Annotated in this window: 12 protein-coding genes and 4 pseudogenes; 10 read left to right on the top strand and 6 right to left on the bottom strand. The window is 67.7% G+C overall.

Going from position 1 to position 17,380, the window contains the following annotated elements; genetic code table 11:
- Nucleotides 1–27: 27 nt before the first annotated feature.
- The 3 genes and pseudogenes from J7E96_RS07270 to J7E96_RS07260 all read right to left on the bottom strand — a co-directional run.
- Entirely contained in the window at nt 28–1,413 is a 1,386-nt protein-coding gene (locus J7E96_RS07270) for an MFS transporter (protein ID WP_215128654.1), read from the bottom strand.
- Nucleotides 1,414–1,721: 308 nt separating this feature from the next.
- Nucleotides 1,722–2,309: a hypothetical protein gene (locus J7E96_RS07265; RefSeq protein ID WP_215128652.1), complete on the bottom strand. Its 588-nt coding sequence runs from the start codon at nt 2,307–2,309 to the stop codon at nt 1,722–1,724.
- Nucleotides 2,310–2,889: 580 nt separating this feature from the next.
- Nucleotides 2,890–3,738, bottom strand: a pseudogene (locus J7E96_RS07260) (AraC family transcriptional regulator); the annotation flags it as partial.
- Between J7E96_RS07260 and J7E96_RS07255 the strand changes: the two are divergent.
- From J7E96_RS07255 to J7E96_RS07225, 7 genes are all read left to right on the top strand, one after another.
- Complete coding sequence (locus J7E96_RS07255; RefSeq protein WP_215128650.1) at nt 3,737–4,159, top strand: DUF2000 domain-containing protein; 423 nt, start codon at nt 3,737–3,739, stop codon at nt 4,157–4,159. The pseudogene J7E96_RS07260 and the gene J7E96_RS07255 overlap by 2 nt on opposite strands.
- A 318-nt stretch (nt 4,160–4,477) precedes the next feature.
- On the top strand, nt 4,478–6,034 hold the full coding sequence (locus tag J7E96_RS07250; protein WP_215128649.1) for a M28 family metallopeptidase: 1,557 nt from the start codon (nt 4,478–4,480) through the stop codon (nt 6,032–6,034).
- Between the two features lie 943 nt (nt 6,035–6,977).
- Nucleotides 6,978–7,370, top strand: a complete 393-nt coding sequence (locus tag J7E96_RS07245; protein WP_215128647.1) for a hypothetical protein — start codon at nt 6,978–6,980, stop codon at nt 7,368–7,370.
- Between the two features lie 708 nt (nt 7,371–8,078).
- Complete coding sequence (locus J7E96_RS07240; RefSeq protein ID WP_215128645.1) at nt 8,079–9,491, top strand: family 2B encapsulin nanocompartment shell protein; 1,413 nt, start codon at nt 8,079–8,081, stop codon at nt 9,489–9,491.
- 98 nt (nt 9,492–9,589) lie between these two features.
- A complete protein-coding gene (locus J7E96_RS07235; RefSeq protein ID WP_215128643.1) occupies nt 9,590–10,912 on the top strand; it encodes a family 2 encapsulin nanocompartment cargo protein terpene cyclase in 1,323 nt (440 codons plus the stop codon).
- A 12-nt stretch (nt 10,913–10,924) separates the two neighbouring features.
- Entirely contained in the window at nt 10,925–11,809 is an 885-nt protein-coding gene (locus J7E96_RS07230; RefSeq protein ID WP_215128641.1) for a geranyl diphosphate 2-C-methyltransferase, read from the top strand.
- Between the two features lie 241 nt (nt 11,810–12,050).
- Nucleotides 12,051–13,517 (top strand): membrane-associated oxidoreductase, encoded by a 1,467-nt coding sequence (locus tag J7E96_RS07225; protein WP_215128639.1) that lies wholly within the window; start codon nt 12,051–12,053, stop codon nt 13,515–13,517.
- 13 nt (nt 13,518–13,530) lie between these two features.
- On the opposite strand, the pseudogene J7E96_RS38680 reads toward J7E96_RS07225, so the two are convergent.
- Nucleotides 13,531–13,670: pseudogene (locus J7E96_RS38680) on the bottom strand (alpha-hydroxy-acid oxidizing protein); the annotation flags it as partial.
- 184 nt (nt 13,671–13,854) lie between these two features.
- On the opposite strand from J7E96_RS38680, the gene J7E96_RS07220 reads away from it, so the two are divergent.
- Complete coding sequence (locus tag J7E96_RS07220; RefSeq protein WP_215128637.1) at nt 13,855–14,328, top strand: hypothetical protein; 474 nt, start codon at nt 13,855–13,857, stop codon at nt 14,326–14,328.
- A gap of 22 nt (nt 14,329–14,350) precedes the next feature.
- On the opposite strand, the pseudogene J7E96_RS38395 reads toward J7E96_RS07220, so the two are convergent.
- Nucleotides 14,351–14,562: pseudogene (locus J7E96_RS38395) on the bottom strand (hypothetical protein); the annotation flags it as partial.
- A gap of 284 nt (nt 14,563–14,846) precedes the next feature.
- Here J7E96_RS38395 and J7E96_RS07215 point away from each other — a divergent pair.
- Together J7E96_RS07215 and J7E96_RS07210 are read left to right on the top strand one after the other, a co-directional pair.
- Nucleotides 14,847–16,265, top strand: coding sequence for a DEAD/DEAH box helicase (locus tag J7E96_RS07215; protein WP_215128635.1), 1,419 nt, complete (start codon nt 14,847–14,849; stop codon nt 16,263–16,265).
- Between the two features lie 325 nt (nt 16,266–16,590).
- Complete coding sequence (locus tag J7E96_RS07210; protein ID WP_215128633.1) at nt 16,591–17,052, top strand: VOC family protein; 462 nt, start codon at nt 16,591–16,593, stop codon at nt 17,050–17,052.
- Between the two features lie 93 nt (nt 17,053–17,145).
- Here J7E96_RS07210 and J7E96_RS37135 read toward each other — a convergent pair.
- A pseudogene (locus J7E96_RS37135) lies at nt 17,146–17,380 on the bottom strand (serine/threonine-protein phosphatase); the annotation flags it as partial.

The following is a 17,380-nucleotide window of genomic DNA, read 5'->3' as shown; positions in this document are numbered from 1 at the left end:
ACGGCCGGATGCGTGCCGCGCGTCCGCTCAGACGGTGCGAGCACCAGCGGCCCGCATCGCGGAGCCTTCGTCCCGGCCCGGCTCCGCGTCGATGTCTCCCAGGTCCCGGTGCCGGGTCTCCTTGGCGCAGGCGACCGCGACGACGGTGATCAGCACGGCGGCGATGACGTACAGGGAGATCAGGGTGGAAGTGCCGTGCTCGGCGAAGAGAGCGGTAGCGATCAGCGGCGCCGGGGCGCCGGCCGCGACCGACGAGAACTGCGCGCCGATGGAAGCGCCGGAGTAACGCATGCGGGTCGCGAACATCTCCGAGAAGAAGGCCGCCTGCGGCGCGTACATCGCCCCGTGGAAGACCAGTCCGACCGTCACGGCCAGGAGCAGGTTCGCGAAGGACTTCGTGTCGATGAGCATGAAGAACGGGAACATCCAGAGCCCCACCCCGACCGCACCCAGCAGATACACGGGCCGGCGCCCGATCCGGTCCGACAGGGCGCCCCACGCGGGGATCACGGCGAAGTGGACGGCCGAGGCGATGAGCACCGCGTTGAGCGCCGTCTGCTTGCTCAGCTCCGCCGCCGTCGTCGCGTAGACGAGGATGAAGGCGGTGATCACGTAGTAGCTGATGTTCTCCGCCATACGGGCACCCATCGCGATCAGCACATCGCGCCAGTGGTAACGGAGAACGGCGACGAGCGGCATCTTCTCGGCGACGGCCGAATCACCCTTACGGGCCTCAGCCTGCGCCAACGCGGCCTTGAAGACGGGAGATTCGTCGACAGAGAGACGAATCCACAGACCGACGATCACGAGCACACCCGACAGAAGGAACGGTATGCGCCAGCCCCATGCGAGGAAGGCGGAGTCCGAAAGCAGGGCGGTCAGCGCAGACAGCACCCCGGTGGCGAGCAACTGCCCGGCCGGCGCCCCGGTCTGTGGCCACGAGGCCCAGAACCCGCGCCGCTTCGCGTCCCCGTGCTCCGACACCAGCAGCACCGCCCCGCCCCACTCGCCACCGAGCGCGAAGCCCTGGACGAGGCGCAGCACGGTGAGCAGGGCGGGTGCGGCGAAGCCGATCGAGGCATGCGTCGGCAGCAGCCCGATGGCGAAGGTGGCGCCGCCCATCATCAGCAGGCTCAGCACCAACAGCTTCTTACGGCCGAGCCGGTCGCCGTAATGCCCGAAGACGAGCGCACCGAGCGGCCTGGCGGCGAAGCCGACGGCGTAGGTGAGGAAGGCCAGCAGGGTCCCGACGAGGGGATCGGAGTCGGGGAAGAAGAGCTTGTTGAACACCAGAGCGGCGGCGGCTCCGTACAGAAAGAAGTCGTACCACTCAATAGTTGTCCCGATGAGACTCGCGGCGACAATGCGCTTGAGGGAACTCGGTGTTGGGGGAGCGGTTGCTGGGGCGGCCATGAGTACCACTTCCGGACAGTTGGCGGGGACGTTTCCGTGTCGCCACACCGTAGAAACACGCAGGTCAGCCTCCCATGTGGCCGGACACCATAGTTCTCGACGCAGCTGTGCGCGCGACCACCATGACAGGCACCTGAACGCTGCTCTGGGCGGACCCGGGACGAGGGGATCATCGTGATGACCCACCCGGAGGGAAACGAATTCTGCCTGGACTGAGGGCAGGGTGCTGGCTTTAAGAAGGCTTCCGCTTGCCGGTCTGTGGGCTTGAGCGGCCGAATGGGTGATCTGCTCCACGGCGACCAGCCCTGCTACGGGAACTGCCATCGGAGCGCTGGGGTGTCCTCACAGACGGCCAAGCGCAAGTACCTGCCCTCATGGGCGAGGCAGCGTTCCTGCCAGTCTTTTTCCTCGGCCAGCTGGTTGCTGATCACGTGGGAACGACCGCTACGGGTCTCCAGCCGCCAGGCCGAGTTGTAATCACCACAGGTCCAGGACCCGACCACCTTTATGTTGTCGCTGGACACGCTCACGCCGAGGCAGATGTTGTTGTGACTCGGCATGTCGAATCGGGTGTACCCGTTGGAGAACCGCGACATTCTCCAGATCGATTCGCCTTCCCCGCAGTCAGTGAGCAGCGCTTGGTTCGCTTGGTTGTAGGTGATGCACCGCTTGGCTCCGTCCAGCTCGGTCGTCAGCTCGCCGGCCGCGGTCTCAATCACGTATGGCGCTCCCGAGATGCCCGGGTCTTCGCTGTGCCCCGATGAGGGCCACGACAGCGCCACCGCCACACCCAGCATGACCGCCGCCAAGCGGCTCAACGACAAGAAGATGTTGACCTGGTTGCCGCGTACCTGGTTGACCTTGCCCCGGTCAGACGCGCTGGCCCGCTGTGACATCACACTATTGGGCCGGCGGCTGCCGCCCGAGGTTGTACTGGTTGCCGGCCACCTGATTGATGGAGCCGTTGCCAGACGCGGTCCCCCGCTGATTGATGTTCGGGCGTTCAGCGAACCCACGGGCAGCCAGTTCGTGCAGCTCGGCCGCCACCTCCGGGCCGCCCATGTCCAGCAGGTCACGGAAACGGCTGTACCACTCGATCTCCAGCCGACGCAACGCTGCCGCATCGCCGCATTGGCGAGCGGCCAGCACTTGCGTTTGCGTCGTAGTCAGCGCGGTGTGCACCGTCTCTGCCTCGTCGGGTCGTACCCGCCGCCAGAGCGCCGTGATCCCTGCGACCGACCGGCCCCACGCATCCGTCGCCATGGCCCCTAACAGGGCCGTGGTCGCAGCCGCTGCTGCTGTCGCCACATCCATGAAACGTCCACCTCTCGGCCCGACGCACGTGGGCAGCGCCTTCGCCGCCCTTGAGCCAGCAGGCTTACAGCTTCCCGCAGATGCCCGGAGCTTGAGGCTTGTTTGGCGGAGAAAGAGGCGGTGGCACGTCTTCTGGTCGACCCGTGCAGTCCCGGTCCCCCTGATGGCCCCGGTACGGGCGTACCGGCCCGGGGTGATGCCCACGACCCGCTTGAAGTGCCGGGTGAGGTGGGACTGGTCGTAGAAGCCGGCGGCGTTCGCCACCTCGCCCGGCCGCTGTCCGTCGAGTAGCAGACGGCGGGCGAGGTCGACGCGGCGGGACATCACGTACTGATGGGGCGCGATACCGAAGGCGGCGCTGAAGGCACGTACGAGGTGCGTGGGGTGGGCGTGGACCAGGCGTGCGGCCTCCTCCAGGGTGATGCCCTCAAGCAGTCGCTCGTCGAGGAGGTCACGCAGGTTCTGGGCGATGCCGCGGGCGGGTCCGGCGCTGCCTACGGCCAGCCTCGGGCGCAGGTGCTCGCGCAAGCGCTCGCCGATAAGGGCCAGACGGCTTTGGGCCTCGAACTCGTCGCCCCGGTTCGCGAGGGCTGCGTGCAGTTGTCCGACGCGTCTGCGCAGGACGGGATCGGCGAGGTCGGGGCCGTCCACCGCCGGACCGATGAAGCTTTCGTCCAGCTGCGTCATGTCGAGATAGACAACGCGCTTGTGGAAGCCGTCAGGCGTGGCAGGTGAGCCGTTGTGCGGAACCTGCGGCGGGAGCAGGCTCACAATGTGGTTCGGGGTGCCGCGCTCGTGGCGGTCCAGGTTGTAGCGGACAGCGCCGTTGTCGACGATCAGCAGAGTCCAGGCGTCGTGGACGTGCATGGGGTAAGCGTGCTCGGTGAAGTGGGCGTGGAAGACCTCCACGACACCTGCGACCGGCGGGCGCCATGCGGAGATTTCCTGCCAGGCCGTCACGCAAAGAATGTACAAGACGGAGAAGGCGTGAACCCTGGAGTCTCGAAGCATGAGAACCAAGGAAGAGACCAAGGCTGCGGCCGGGGTTGGTACTGGGGCCGGGGCCGGGACCGCCGCGGGGGATGCGCAGGTGCCTGTTCGCTTCGACACCAAGATTGCCGTACTGCTGCGCGACGACCTGGAGCCATGGGCACGGCTGAATGTGACCGCCTTCGTGGTGAGCGGACTCGGCACGGCGTCCGCCGAGGTGATTGGCGAGCCGTACGCGGACGCCGACGACACCCCGTATCTGCCAATGTTCCGACAGCCCGTGCTGGTCTTCGAGGGGACGAAGGAGATGCTGACCGCCGCACACAGTCGTGCGCTGTCCCGGTCGCTGCTGACGGCCGTGTTCACGTCGGATCTGTTCAGCACGGGCGGGCCGCGCAACGCGGTGGACAAGGTACTCAAGGGCGCGCGAATGCACCCATGAGCGACCGCACACCGCGCCGATTCCGATCCTGATCCGCTCGCCGGCAGAGGCCGACCTCTGCCGGCGGCCTTGTGCGTGACAACCGTGTTGCGAGTTGAGCGTCGGTGGCAACAGGGCCGCCTCGTTTGTGACAGCTGTCCTGCTTCAGGCACTCGGCGACGGCCCACGCAGGAGGCGGACCGGTTACCCCGTGTGAGCGCCCATGGCCCAGGTGGAGGAGTTTTCACCGACCTCTGGCCAACGGGGTTCCACGGCGCTTAATGTGCCTCAACTCACCCCCCCGCAGTGCTTACTTCCGAGTGACGTGAAAGGACTTCCATGCCGTCACGCCGTATAGCCGCGGCCACCGCAACCCTGGTGGCCGCAGCACTGGTCTCTCCCCTCCTGTTCGCCGGGCCGGCCACCGCCGGCAGCGCGACGGGATCTGCCCCCCATCGGGGTGATGCGCTGGCTCGTAAGCTGGTGAAGGAGTCCACGGCCAAGGACGCCTACCGGCACCTTCAGGTGCTGCAGAAGATCGCCGACCACAACGACGACAACCGGGCTGCCGGTTCGCAGGGGCACGCACAGTCCGCCCAGTACGTCGAAGCCCTGATGAGGCAGGCCGGCTACCAGGTCTCCAGACACGAGTTCGACTTCGTGTACGTGGAGACGATCAAGGAGAGCCTCAAGGTCGTCTCGCCCACGCCGCGCGATGTGCCCATCAAGCTCATGACGTACACCGCGAGTTCGCCCGCGGGCGGTGTCACCGCGCCGCTCGCCGTCGCCCCCGTCGACGCCGACGGTACGAACGGCTGCGACGCCGGCGACTTCGCCTCCGGCACCTTCACCGGGAAGATCGCGGTGATCAAGCGCGGCGGCTGCACCTTCGCGACCAAGCAGGCCAACGCCGCCGCCGCCGGCGCGGTCGGCGCGATCATCTACAACAACACCGCGGGAGCCCTCAACGGCACCATCGGCGACCCGACGCTCGGCAAGATCCCCACCGGCGGTGTCACCCAGGCGGACGGTGAGGCGCTCGCCGCGGAGGCGGCCAAGGGGCCGGTCAATGTCACGCTGGACATCCGTGAGCTGCGCGAGAACCGCACGACGTACAACGTGGTCGCGGAGACCCGCGGCGGGGACGCGGACGACACCGTCTTCCTCGGCGCCCACCTCGACTCGGTCGCCGCGGGCCCCGGCATCAACGACAACGGTTCCGGCTCGGCCGGCATTCTCCAGGTCGCCCTGGAGCTCGCCAAGACCCACGCCAAGCCCAAGAACAAGGTGAAGTTCGCCTGGTGGTCTGCCGAGGAGTTCGGCCTGCTGGGTTCCGAGGCGTACGTCGCCTCGCTGACGGAGGAACAGAAGAAGCAGATCAAGCTCTACCTGAACTTCGACATGATCGCCTCCCCGAACGCCGGCTACTTCGTGTACGACGGCGACAACTCGGACGGCGTCGGAGCGGGCCCGGGCCCGGAGGGCTCCGCCCAGATCGAGAAGGGCATCAACGACTTCCTCGATTCCCAGCGGATCCCGCACGAGGGCACCGACTTCACCGGCCGCTCCGACTACGGACCGTTCATCGAGGTGGGTATCCCCTCCGGCGGCACCTTCACCGGCGCGGAGGGCATCAAGACCGCGGCCCAGGCTGCCAAGTTCGGTGGCACGGCGGGGGTCGCGTACGACCCGAACTATCACGCCGCCGGTGACACCATCGAGAACATCGACATGGCGGCGTTCGACATCAACATCGACATCATCGCAGACGCCGTGGGTCACTACGCCCACGACCTGAGCGCGCTGTCCGTCCCGGTCGAGTCGGTCCCGACCGACGGCGACGAGGGCAGCGGCGGCGGCCTGCACGACGGGCACGGGCACGAGGTAACCGAGTAGCCGTCGCGGATCGCAACCGCCGCACATCGCACGAGGCCTGGCCGTGGGCGTGTTCCTGCCCGCGGCCAGAGCGGGGTGAAGGTACCGGTCGACGGGCAGGTGCGGGCGCCCTCCATCTGCCCGCCATGCCCCCTTTCACCGTACGGCCACTCGGTGTGCGACCGTACGACAACGTGCGCGCCCTACCGGGCCCTGTACGGCGCGTGATGAGGTGCACCGCCGGAGCGCTCGGTATTACGGGGACAGTCTCCACCGCGTCGTACGCGTTATCCGCGGCATGCCCGGCACACACCTGGGACGGATGCTCGCCTCTGGCCGCAGCGCATGAGTACGCAGGGACGAAGCAACTGAGTACGTCGCCCGATGTCCCCCCGCGCCGCCGCTGCTGGAATGTGGACCATGATTCCTGACGCACCGCGGCGCGTGAGCATGCACCACGTCACCACCACCGGCACGGCCCTCGCCGTGGCCTTGCTGCCGCTGGCGGTCGGCGTACTGCTGGCCAAGACGATGGCCGGTGATCCTTTGGCGCCGGTGAACGCGCTGATGACCAGCGGTGGGCAGCGTGCGCGCATCTCACCGTCGGAATGGCGCAGATGCGGCAGGGCGGCGCTGTCCAAGTGGAAGGACGGCATACAGGCCAACGGGGCTGACACCCCGAGCCGGGATGGGTGCCGTACGTCCCCGGCGGGAGCGAAGGTACGCGTGTGGGCGGACCTTTGCCGACCAGGCGAAGGCAGAGGACCACGCCGTACCGGACGTCTGAGAGCCGAACTACGGAAGGCGCAAGCGGCGGTGCCCTCAACCGAGTTGTGAGGCAACGTAAACCGATGGCTGCACGTGTGATCTCCGGGTACCCTGACTTCCATAACTGAACACGTTCAACTTGGAAGTGGGGGGTATGGTCGGCGATGGGCCTGGCATGGTGAGGGTGTTGAGGCGGATGGGGTATTCCGTCCTGCTGTATACGGGGCTGCATGTGGCGGTCTGGGCCGTGGCCAGTCTGATGGCGGCGCAAGCCATGGGGGTGTCCCGCTGGGATTTCATGCTCTTCGGGATGGTGGCCCTGGGTACGGTCGGTGTGCTGATGATGTTGTTGGCGGTATGTGCGGGACTCGGGCACGTCCACATGGGTGTTGAGGCATTCCGGTACCGGCTGGGGGCGGCGATGGTGTTGCTCACTGTGCCGCTCTGGATCACGATCCTTCTCGCTCCGGTGGCGTTGGTCGAGTCGCTGGTCGCGGTGCTGTTCGCGTGGCTGATGCCCGCGCCCCTGATTCCCGAGAACTGGGAGGGCCTGCCGCGGATGTCTCCTGGCGACCGGGCTCCGTTGTGAACCGTGCCGGCCGTCAGAGTCGCCGGCATGAGCCCGGACCTGTTTCAGCACCACCTCCACGGCGAGCCCTTATTCGTGACAGGCGGTGCGAAGGTTTTCCGGAAGACCGCCCGGCACTTCCCCGACGCCGCCCCGAAGGGTCCTGACTACGTCCCCGTCCGTCCGAGGGACCCCAACTTCTGCACAGCGCTTCACCGACGGCATTCTCGGCGACCATCCCGCCCCGCCGATACCGATGACATCTACGCTGTCTCGTTTCTTATCGACAACGAAAATGGCGACCCAGAACCAACTGATCGTGATCGGCGACCTCGCCAACGACCCGGCCGGAGCCATGGGCTCGCCGGGGATGGATCAGCGAACTCGGACTTTGGTACGACGAGCCTCGTTGGGGCGCTCGCCGCGCAGATCCAGTGCCACATCAGGCAAGCCTCGCCCTGCCGTGACGCAGCACTCGACTGCTGCACGGCGGGCGGCAGGGTTCATGGTGCAGGGAGCGGACGGCGGGCGTGCTCTCGATCAGGTGCTCCGAATGTCATCAGCCGTGCAGGCAAACCCCGTGCGAAGCAGGATCACTGCATCGAAGTAATACCACCGCCTTATAGGGCGAGCCGGGCGCACCGGCCGCTACGGTTCCCGGGGATCTGGACGGATTCCCAGAGGTTGCTCCTCTTTCTCCTCTACCCCTTGCGAAGGAGAGCTCGCCCGATGACCGTTGAGACCAGCCCGGCAGCACAGACGGAGCCGAAGCGGCAGTCCAGCCTGAGCACCGCGGCTGCCCGCAACCTTGCCACGACGACCAAGTCCGCCCCGCAGATGCAGGAGATCACCTCTCGCTGGCTGCTGCGGATGCTCCCCTGGGTGGAGACCAAGGGCGGCACCTACCGGGTGAACCGCCGGCTGAATTACACCGTCGGCGATGGGCAGATCGAGTTCATCCAGGACGGTGCCGACGTCCGGGTGATCCCCCGGGAACTCGGCGAACTGGCCCTGCTGCGGGGGTTCGAAGACGAGGATGTGCTGACCGCGATCGCCGGCCGGTGCGTCCAGCGTGACTTCCGAGCCGGTGAGGTGCTGGTCGAGCGCGGTGCCCCCGCCGAGCAGATCCACCTGATCGCCCACGGCCGGATCAACCAGGCATCCGTCGGCAAGTACGGCGACAAGGTCACCGTCGCCGTGCTTGCCGACGGCGACCGGTTCGGTGAGAACGCCCTTCTGGACGACGACGCCACGTGGGACTACACCGCCACTGCCGAGACCGCCGGCACCCTCCTCACCCTGTCCCGCGCCGACTTCGCCGCCGTGCTGTCCTCGGCACCGGGGCTCCAGGCCCACATTGAGCAGTTCAGCTCGCTCGCCCTTCAGCGTCAGAACCGTCACGGCGAGGCCGAGATCGCGATGTCGGCCGACCACACCGGCGAAGTCGAGCTGCCGGGTGCCTTCGTCGACTACGAACTCAGCCCGCGCGAGTACGAACTCTCCGTCGCGCAAACCGTTCTGCGGGTCCACACGAGGGTCGCCGACCTCTACAACGGGCCGATGAACCAGACCGAGGAGCAGCTCAGGCTCACCATCGAGGCGCTGCGTGAGCGCCAGGAGCACGAGCTGATCAACAACCGGGAGTTCGGTCTGCTCCACAACGCCGCCTTCAAGCAGCGGATCCAGACCCACTCCGGCCCACCCACCCCGGACGACCTCGACGATCTGCTCTGCCGCCGCCGCGGCACCAGGCTCTTCCTCGCCCACCCCAGGACGATCGCGGCGATCGGGCGTGAGTGGAACGTCCGTGGGCTCTACCCGGATCACGTCGACGTCGGCGGGCAGCATGTCCCGGCCTGGCGCGGAGTCCCGATCCTGCCCTGCAACAAGATCCCCATCAGCAAGGAGAACACCAGCTCGATCCTCGCCATGCGAACGGGCGAGGACAACCAGGGCGTCATCGGTCTGCGCCAGACCGGCCTGCCGGAGGAGTACGAGCCGGGCCTGTCGGTGCGCTTCATGAGCATCAGCGAGCAGGCGATCATCTCGTACCTGGTCACCACCTACTACTCCGCCGCCATCCTGGTGCCCGACGCACTCGGTGTGCTGGAGAACGTGGAGATCGCCCGCAGGCGCGACTAGAGGACCCGTCCGACGGCCACGCCGGCCCGGACCCTCCCGGCCGCGACCGAGCACGCCCGGGATCCGGGAAGCCAACCCACCTCACCAAGGAGCTACGGATGCCCGATCCTGGGCTTTCCCCTCTGCAGTCGAGCCTGCCTGCCGCTGCGGACCGCTTCGGGGACCACGTCCTCGACCAGGCCCACACCGCCGGCGTCGAAGCCGATGCGGATGCCGACGCCCGGCCAGCCCGGCCAGCCCTGCCCGGCCCGCCCTCCGTGCTCGCCCCTGCCGTGCTTGCCCCTGCCGCAGGCGCCGGGCCGGAAGGCGCTGCCACGGTGAGGCAGCCGAACCCTGCCCTGGAAAGGATCCTGCGCGGCCCCAGTGGTCTGGGCACGGCGGGCCTGTACCTGGTCCGGCGCGAGGAGCCACCGGCACCTCCGGCGCCCGAGGCACCGGAGGAGGGCAAGCCGATCCCCGGCCTCTACCACCACCCGGTGCCTGAGCCCGATCCGGTGCGCGTGGCCGAGGTCAGCCGCAGGATCAAGGCATGGGCGGTGGACGAGGTCCAGGCGTACCCCCCGGAGTGGGAGGATCAATTCGACGGCTTCTCCGTCGGCCGCTACATGGTCGCCTGTCATCCGGACGCCCCCACCGTCGACCACCTGATGATCGCCACGCGGCTGATGGTCGCCGAGAACGCGGTCGACGACTGCTACTGCGAAGACCACGGCGGATCCCCCATCGGTCTCGGCAGTCGCCTCCTGCTGGCGCACACGGCTCTCGACCCGCTGCACACGACGAAGGAGTACGAGTCCGGGTGGGCGCAGTCGCTCCAGTCGGACGCCCCTCGGCGCGCCTACCACTCCGCCATGGAGTACTTCTCCCAACAGGCCACCTCCTCCCAGGCCGACCGGTTCCGGCACGACATGGCCCGTCTGCACATGGGGTACCTCGCCGAGGCCGCATGGGCCGAGACGGATCACGTCCCCGAGGTGTGGGAGTACCTGGCGATGCGCCAGTTCAACAACTTCCGCCCCTGCCCCACCATCACCGACACCGTCGGCGGATACGAACTGCCGGCGGACCTGCATGCCCAGCCCGCCATGCAGCGGGTGATCGCGCTCGCCGGAAACGCGACCACCATCGTCAACGACCTGTACTCGTACACCAAGGAACTCGCCAGCCCCGGTCGGCACCTGAATCTGCCAGTGGTGATCGCCGAACACGAGGACTGCTCCGAACAAGAGGCCTACCTGAAGGCTGTCGAGGTCCACAACGACCTCATGCGCGACTTCGAAACCGAAGCCGCCGCCTTGGCCGCCGCCTGCCCCGTCCCGAGCGTGCTGCGCTTCCTGCGGGGAGTGGCCGTGTGGGTCGACGGCAACCACTACTGGCACCGGACCAACACCTATCGATACAGCCTGCCCGATTTCTGGTAAGAGGAGCTATCTGTGACCAGCACCGAAACCCACACCCTCAGCAGCACCTCCGCCTTCGTCCCCGCCCCGGCGTCTCCCTATCAGGGTGACATCGCCCGCTACTGGGATCAGGAGGCCAGGCCCGTGAACCTGCGTCTCGGCGACGTCGACGGGCTGTACCACCACCACTACGGCATCGGTGACGTCGACCAAGCAGCCCTCGGGGACCCCGACGACAGCGAGTACCAGAAGAAGCTGATCGCCGAGCTGCACCGCCTGGAGTCGGCACAGGCTGATGTCCTCTTGGATCACCTTGGCTCCATCGGGCGTGACGACACGCTCGTGGACGCCGGCTGCGGCCGGGGCGGTTCAATGGTCATGGCCCACCAGCGATTCGGATGCAAGGTCGAGGGCGTCACCCTGTCGGCCAAGCAGGCCGACTTCGCCAACCAGCGCGCCCACGAACTCGGCATCGAGGACCATGTCCGCGCCCGCGTATGCAACATGCTCGACACGCCCCTCGAGACGGGGCAGGCCGCGGCCTCATGGAACAACGAGTCGAGCATGTACGTCGACCTGCACGACCTTTTCGCCGAGCACTCCCGCATCCTCGCGGTCGGCGGCCGCTACGTGACCATCACAGGCTGCTGGAACCCGCGTTACGGCCAGCCCTCGAAGTGGGTCTCCCAGATCAACGCGCACTTCGAGTGCAACATCCACTCCCGCCGGGAGTACCTGCGCGCCATGGCCGACAACCGTCTCGTACCGCAGGCCGTCATCGATCTCACTGCGGCGACTCTGCCCTACTGGGAGCTGCGGGCCACTTCTTCCCTGGTCACCGGCATCGAAGAGGCGTTCATCAACTCTTACAAGGACGGCTCTTTCCAGTACCTCCTGATTGCGGCCGACCGCGTCTGACCGACCTGCCGACTGCGAGGGCCGGGCCCATCATCCGACGGACCCGGCCACCTACCAGCCTGCTTGCCTGCCTGCCCGCTATGGATGTCCGAGCACCGCGTGGAAGGTAAGTAGGAGCCTGTCGGGGTTGCAGTGTCACCTACACCCACGATACTGCTGGCCATCTGAGAAGAATGTCGGACAGCACGGCGTGCTCCGTACGGAAGTTGACAGTCCGAACGCAGCACGTCAGAGTCCCGGCGTGAGCGAGACCAACGATCTGACGCCGGCCGAGATCCGTATATGGCGGGCCTTTCCGCGAGGCGAGTCCGTGGACTTCCGCGTCGCCGAGAACGAGGATCCGGCGCTCGGCGACACCTGGGGCGCGGAGCGGACCATACGGGCGAGTGTGCTGCGGGCGCTGCTGCTCAAGGCTCCGCAGGAGGAGGGGGAGATCGCCGCGCTCAAGATCACGGGGGCGCGGATCGCCGGCGTACTGGACCTGAAGTACGCCACGATCGACGCCGCCATCCGGCTGAGCCACTGCAGGTTCGACGGCGTTCCCGACCTGTACGGCGCCCAGCTGCGCCAGCTCAATCTGAGCAAGTCCGTTCTGCCTGGCCTGACTTCGGCGACCTTGCGGGTCGAGGGGGTACTGCGGATGACGGACTGCCGTATGCACGGGCCGGTGCGGCTCGGCGGGGCGCAGATCTCCGGCGCGCTGTTCATGGAGCGGGCGGAGTTCACGGCGCCGGACGACTCCGAGCCGGTGCTGCAGCTCAACCAGGCCGCGATCGGGGACGACTTGTGGGCGCCAGAGATGCGCGCGCACGGACAGGTACGGCTCACTGGCGCGTCCGTCGCCGGGCGGATCAATGTTCAGGACGCCGAGTTCACCAAGCCCGGTGGCACCGCGCTGGACGCGCAGAACCTCAACGTGGGAGCCCATGTTCGGGCGAGGTGTGTACGTGCGCGGGGCCGGGTCGAGCTCCGAGGCTCTCGCATATCAGGCCGTCTCGACCTGCTCCACGCCCACCTGTCGCATCCGGGCGACACGGCACTGCGGGCGAGCAGTTGTGTCATTGGTGAACTCTGGCTGCGCCGGGGCGATCGAATCGAGGGCGCCCTGAATCTACGGCGTTCTCAAATAGAGATCCTGACCCTTGAACCGGAGATGCTGCCGGACCAGGTGTATCTCAGCAATCTCACGTACACCGTACTCGCCCCGCATGAGCCCGCCGAGCGCCGCCTTCCGATGCTGGAGCGGGACGGCGACCGGTATGAGCCGCATGGCTACGAGCAGTTGATGGCGGCCTACCGCCACGTCGGTGACGACGACGCGGCCCGGCTCGTCCAACTCGCCAAGCAGCGCCGCCGACGCTCCACGCTCACCTGGTACGGACGGCTGTGGGGGTACGTTCAGGACGCCACCGTCGGCTACGGCTTCCGCCCGTTGCGCGCGGCTGTCTGGCTGCTGTCCCTGATGGCCATCGGATCGATCGCGTACGGCCTGGACCACCCACGCCCCATCAAGGCGGACGAGGCCCCCGACTTCAACCCCGTCTTCTATACCCTCGACCTGCTGCTGCCGATCATCAACTTCGGCCAGGAGTCAGCCTTCGCCCCTGACGGCTGGCTCCAGTGGCTGTCGTACGCCCTGATCCTCACCGGCTGGATCCTGGCGACAACGATCGTCGCGGGCGTGACCCGTACGGTCAGCCGGCAGTGACCTCCTCTACTCAAGTGCGGATGCCTGAGCCGAACAGCACGGGCAGGCCGTCTGCGGCGTCCAGTACATCGGGCAGTGCGTCGAGGGCCGGCAGGCCGCCGTTGGCCTGTCGGCCCCGTGGGTCGAGCAGTAGATGCCGTCGGCGCCAACGTCCAGATCATTCGACCCTCGCCGGCCTTCAGCAGCACGTACGGCGCGATGAGACCATCCAGACCGCACGTGTGCGACCACACCGGCCCGCAGCGCCCGATGAAACCGTCATCGCGGTCGTCTTCGCTCTCGGCCCGAGCACAGGATCTCCTTCGCCACACCAGGGCCTTACTCAGAAGGAACACCAGTGGATGCCAGTAGCTACGGAAGTCGCCCGGACTACCTCCCCCGCTTCATGACCGACTGCCAGGGCGAGGCGGCGCAGAACATCCTGGCGCTCGACTACGCAGACAGCCGTCAGCTGGCGGCAGAGAGTCTGAACAGGTTCCCGGCACGGAACAGCTGCGAGCTCGACTGGAGTACCGTGCCTTACCTGGAGCAGCACTGGTGTGCTGACGATGAGGCCTGGGCTGCTCTGGCGGCGCAGCTGTTCGCCCCCTACGTGGCTGAGGAATCCCTCGTCGTCCTGTTTTGGGGAAACTTCATAATCCCGACTGTGGTCCTGCCCGCCGACCTCCTGGTTCGGTATGCGTGGGAGATTCAGGATGCCGAACCTGGTTTCTGGCTCTATCCGCTCGACGGCGACGTTTTGATCGAGTGTCTGCCCGACGGCAAGGTGACCGCTGCGGCCATCCCCGGGCCCCAGCCGACACGGCCATGAGACAAAGCACCCATTGGACTGATCACTGCCGCATCGCCCTACATCGAGGCGTGAGGTGAACCAGGCCAGGCTCCGCCACCGGCGGCCTCAGGTCGTAGGTCCTCAGGTCGCGGAGAGAGCCCACAGGCCGGTGACGCGTCGGCGTGCGAGGGCGAGGACGGCACGCACGTGGCGCTTGCCCTCGGCGCGGTGATACTGCCGGGGCCGGTGAAGATTGCCGTTCTTTTTCCCTGAGGCATGTCTTCAGAGTGCTCCAGAGGCTGGTGTACGTCGGCTTGTAGGGATGGGTCGGCATCCCAGTCGGCGGCGAGTCACTGAACCGGGCGTGCCGCAGCAGTACCACCAGCGGGGGCCCGCTGCAGGCCCCGGAATGGTCGAAACACTCCACTTTCCTGGTCGACGACCAGGCCTCCGGGCGCCCGCTGGTAATCTGGGGGCACGCTTCGACACCGCCGGGGCCCGTACCGAGGGGTACGGGCCCCGGCGCGTTGCGGACGCCAGATCGAGGAAGGTTCCCCATGAACGCGAAGCCGCCGGCCCCGGGGCTCTCCCGTGCGGGCAAGTCCCAGCGGGCGACAGCGCCGCAGGGCGAACTCTCGACGCCGCCGACGGTGGTCCCGGGCCTGCCGCCGGCCGAGTCCTTCGACGTACTCGGGCTGCCGCCGGAGTTGGCCAAGACGATGATCGGCCTGGGGGTGAAGGAGCCCTTCCCGATCCAGGCGGCGACCCTGCCCGACGCGCTGGCCGGCCGCGATGTCCTCGGCCGCGCGCGGACCGGCTCCGGCAAGACGCTTGCTTTCGGGCTTGCGCTGCTGGTCCGGACGGCAGGCCTGCGAGCGGAGTCGAAGCGGCCGCTCGCACTGGTCCTGGTGCCGACTCGGGAACTCGCGCAGCAGGTGAGCGACGCGCTGGCGCCGTACGCGCAGGCGCTGAATGTGCGACTGGCGACGGTGGTCGGCGGTCTGTCGATCAACCGGCAGTCGGCGCTGCTGCGGACCGGCGCCGAAGTGGTCGTCGCGACGCCGGGCCGGCTGGCCGACCTGGTGTCGCGTCGGGACTGTCACCTGAATCAGGTGCGGATCACGGTGCTGGACGAGGCGGACCAGATGTGCGACCTGGGGTTCCTGCCGCAGGTTTCGGAAATCCTGGACCAGGTCCGCGCCGACGGGCAGCGGCTGCTGTTTTCGGCCACGCTCGACCGTAACGTCGACCAGCTGGTGCGGAGCTATCTGCATGACCCGGTGCTCGCCTCGGTCGACCGCGTGGCGGGCTCGGTGACCACGATGGAACACCATGTGCTGAACATCCACGCCGCCGACAAGTACGCGACCGCGACCGAAATCGCCGCGCGGGACGGCCGGGTACTGATGTTTCTGGACACGAAGGCCGGCGTCGACCAGTTCACCCGTCACTTGCGGGCCAGCGGTGTACGGGCTGCCGCCCTGCACAGCGGGAAGTCGCAGCCGCAGCGCACGCACACGCTCGCCCAGTTCAAGGACGGTGAGATCACCGTGCTGGTGGCTACCAATGTCGCGGCGCGGGGTATTCACATCGACGCGCTCGATCTTGTCGTCAACGTCGACCCGCCGGCCGATGCCAAGGACTATCTGCACCGTGGCGGGCGCACGGCGCGCGCCGGGGAGTCCGGGAGTGTGGTCACGCTGGTCACCCCCAACCAGCGGCGCGATGTGAACCGGATGATGACCGACGCCCGCATCCGGCCGACTGTCACGCAGGTGCGCTCCGGCGGGGAGCAGCTGACCGCCATCACCGGGGCGAAGCGCCCGCCGATCGGCGGGAAGACCAGCAGCGGCAACGCCTCCTTCCGTGGTCTCGGCACCCGTCCGGGCCGCCCTGCGAAGGAGTCCCGCAAAACCGCCGAGGCCCGCAAGACGGCGGAAGCCCGCGCGGCGGCCCGGGTGCGCAAGGGCCGCTGACGCCGGACGAACCTGCCGGAGCGGGGACGTGGCGCGTGACCCTTGGGTGAAGGCCACCGCGGGAGCCTTCAAGTCCCTCACCTCCCGGGCGGCAGCGTCCCAGTAGGCGGTGATGTCAGCCGCCGCTGACCACAAGGGGAGAGGTGGTCAGTCACGTCGCCCACTTGCCACCGATAGCGGACCAATACTGTCCGCTATCGGTGCCAGGGTGGCCCCATGGCCGCAACCGAACCCGACTTGAACCGGACGCTGCGCGAGCAGTGGGAGTTCCACCGGAACCATCAGCCGCGCGCCCGGCTCGACGCCGCTACGAACGGAGCAACCGATGAGCCGCCACATCCAGGTCACCTTCGACGCCCACGACCCGCGGGCGCTGTCGTCCTTCTGGCGCGACGTACTGGGCTACGTCCACCCCGGCCCGCCCGGAGTCGACCTGCCCGAGGGCGCCGACCCGCTGGCCGCGTGGGACGACTTCCTTGCGCGGATCGGCGTACCGGAGGAGCAGCACAACACGAGATCGGCCATCGAGGACCCGGACGGGCACGGCCCACGGCTGTTCTTCCAGCAGGTGCCGGAGGACAAGGTCGCCAAGAACCGCGTCCACCTCGACGTCCGCGCGGCTCCCGGACTGGAGGGAGAGGAGCGGATGGCGGCGCTGGAGGTCGAGTGCGACCGGCTCGTCGCGCTGGGAGCTACGCGGGTACGTCGCTTCGAGCCCGCTCCCCCGATGAGCGCCGGCTTCATCGTGATGACCGACCCCGAGGGCAACGAGTTCTGCCTGGACTGACGCAGCTCACGCCCCATCGACGACGTCTGGCGTCGCTTCCGAGATGAACGGCTGGTACCGCCGACGGAGCTGAGGTCAGTACGCCACTCAGGCTCAAGCAGTGCTCACCGGCGACCCTGGCCCGGACACGCTCTCGTCCTGAACGGGTGAGGCTGTTTCGTTGCCACCGTGCCATTCGCACAACAGGACGGTGGCGTCGTCGGTGAGCCGTCCGTCGTGGTGTTCGAGTACGGCGCGGACGAGGCGGCGCAGGGTTTCGGGGGCGGCCAGGCCGTCGGCCTGGTGGCGGATGACGAAGTCGACGAAGCGGTCTCGGCCGAACTCGTGT

It is taken from the genome of Streptomyces sp. ISL-96, assembly GCF_018614035.1.
Taxonomy (GTDB): domain Bacteria; phylum Actinomycetota; class Actinomycetes; order Streptomycetales; family Streptomycetaceae; genus Streptomyces.
This window is presented reverse-complemented; position numbering and strand designations above follow the sequence as displayed.

Bases quoted from the DNA above. Each gene is read 5' to 3' on its own strand.
- J7E96_RS07270 (WP_215128654.1), bottom strand. From the start codon at position 1,413: ATGGCCGCCCCAGCAACCGCTCCCCCAACACCGAGTTCCCTCAAGCGC.
- J7E96_RS07265 (WP_215128652.1), bottom strand. From the start codon at position 2,309: ATGTCACAGCGGGCCAGCGCGTCTGACCGGGGCAAGGTCAACCAGGTA.
- J7E96_RS07255 (WP_215128650.1), top strand. From the start codon at position 3,737: ATGAGAACCAAGGAAGAGACCAAGGCTGCGGCCGGGGTTGGTACTGGG.
- J7E96_RS07250 (WP_215128649.1), top strand. From the start codon at position 4,478: ATGCCGTCACGCCGTATAGCCGCGGCCACCGCAACCCTGGTGGCCGCA.
- J7E96_RS07245 (WP_215128647.1), top strand. From the start codon at position 6,978: ATGGGGTATTCCGTCCTGCTGTATACGGGGCTGCATGTGGCGGTCTGG.
- J7E96_RS07240 (WP_215128645.1), top strand. From the start codon at position 8,079: ATGACCGTTGAGACCAGCCCGGCAGCACAGACGGAGCCGAAGCGGCAG.
- J7E96_RS07235 (WP_215128643.1), top strand. From the start codon at position 9,590: ATGCCCGATCCTGGGCTTTCCCCTCTGCAGTCGAGCCTGCCTGCCGCT.
- J7E96_RS07215 (WP_215128635.1), top strand. From the start codon at position 14,847: ATGAACGCGAAGCCGCCGGCCCCGGGGCTCTCCCGTGCGGGCAAGTCC.
- J7E96_RS07210 (WP_215128633.1), top strand. From the start codon at position 16,591: ATGAGCCGCCACATCCAGGTCACCTTCGACGCCCACGACCCGCGGGCG.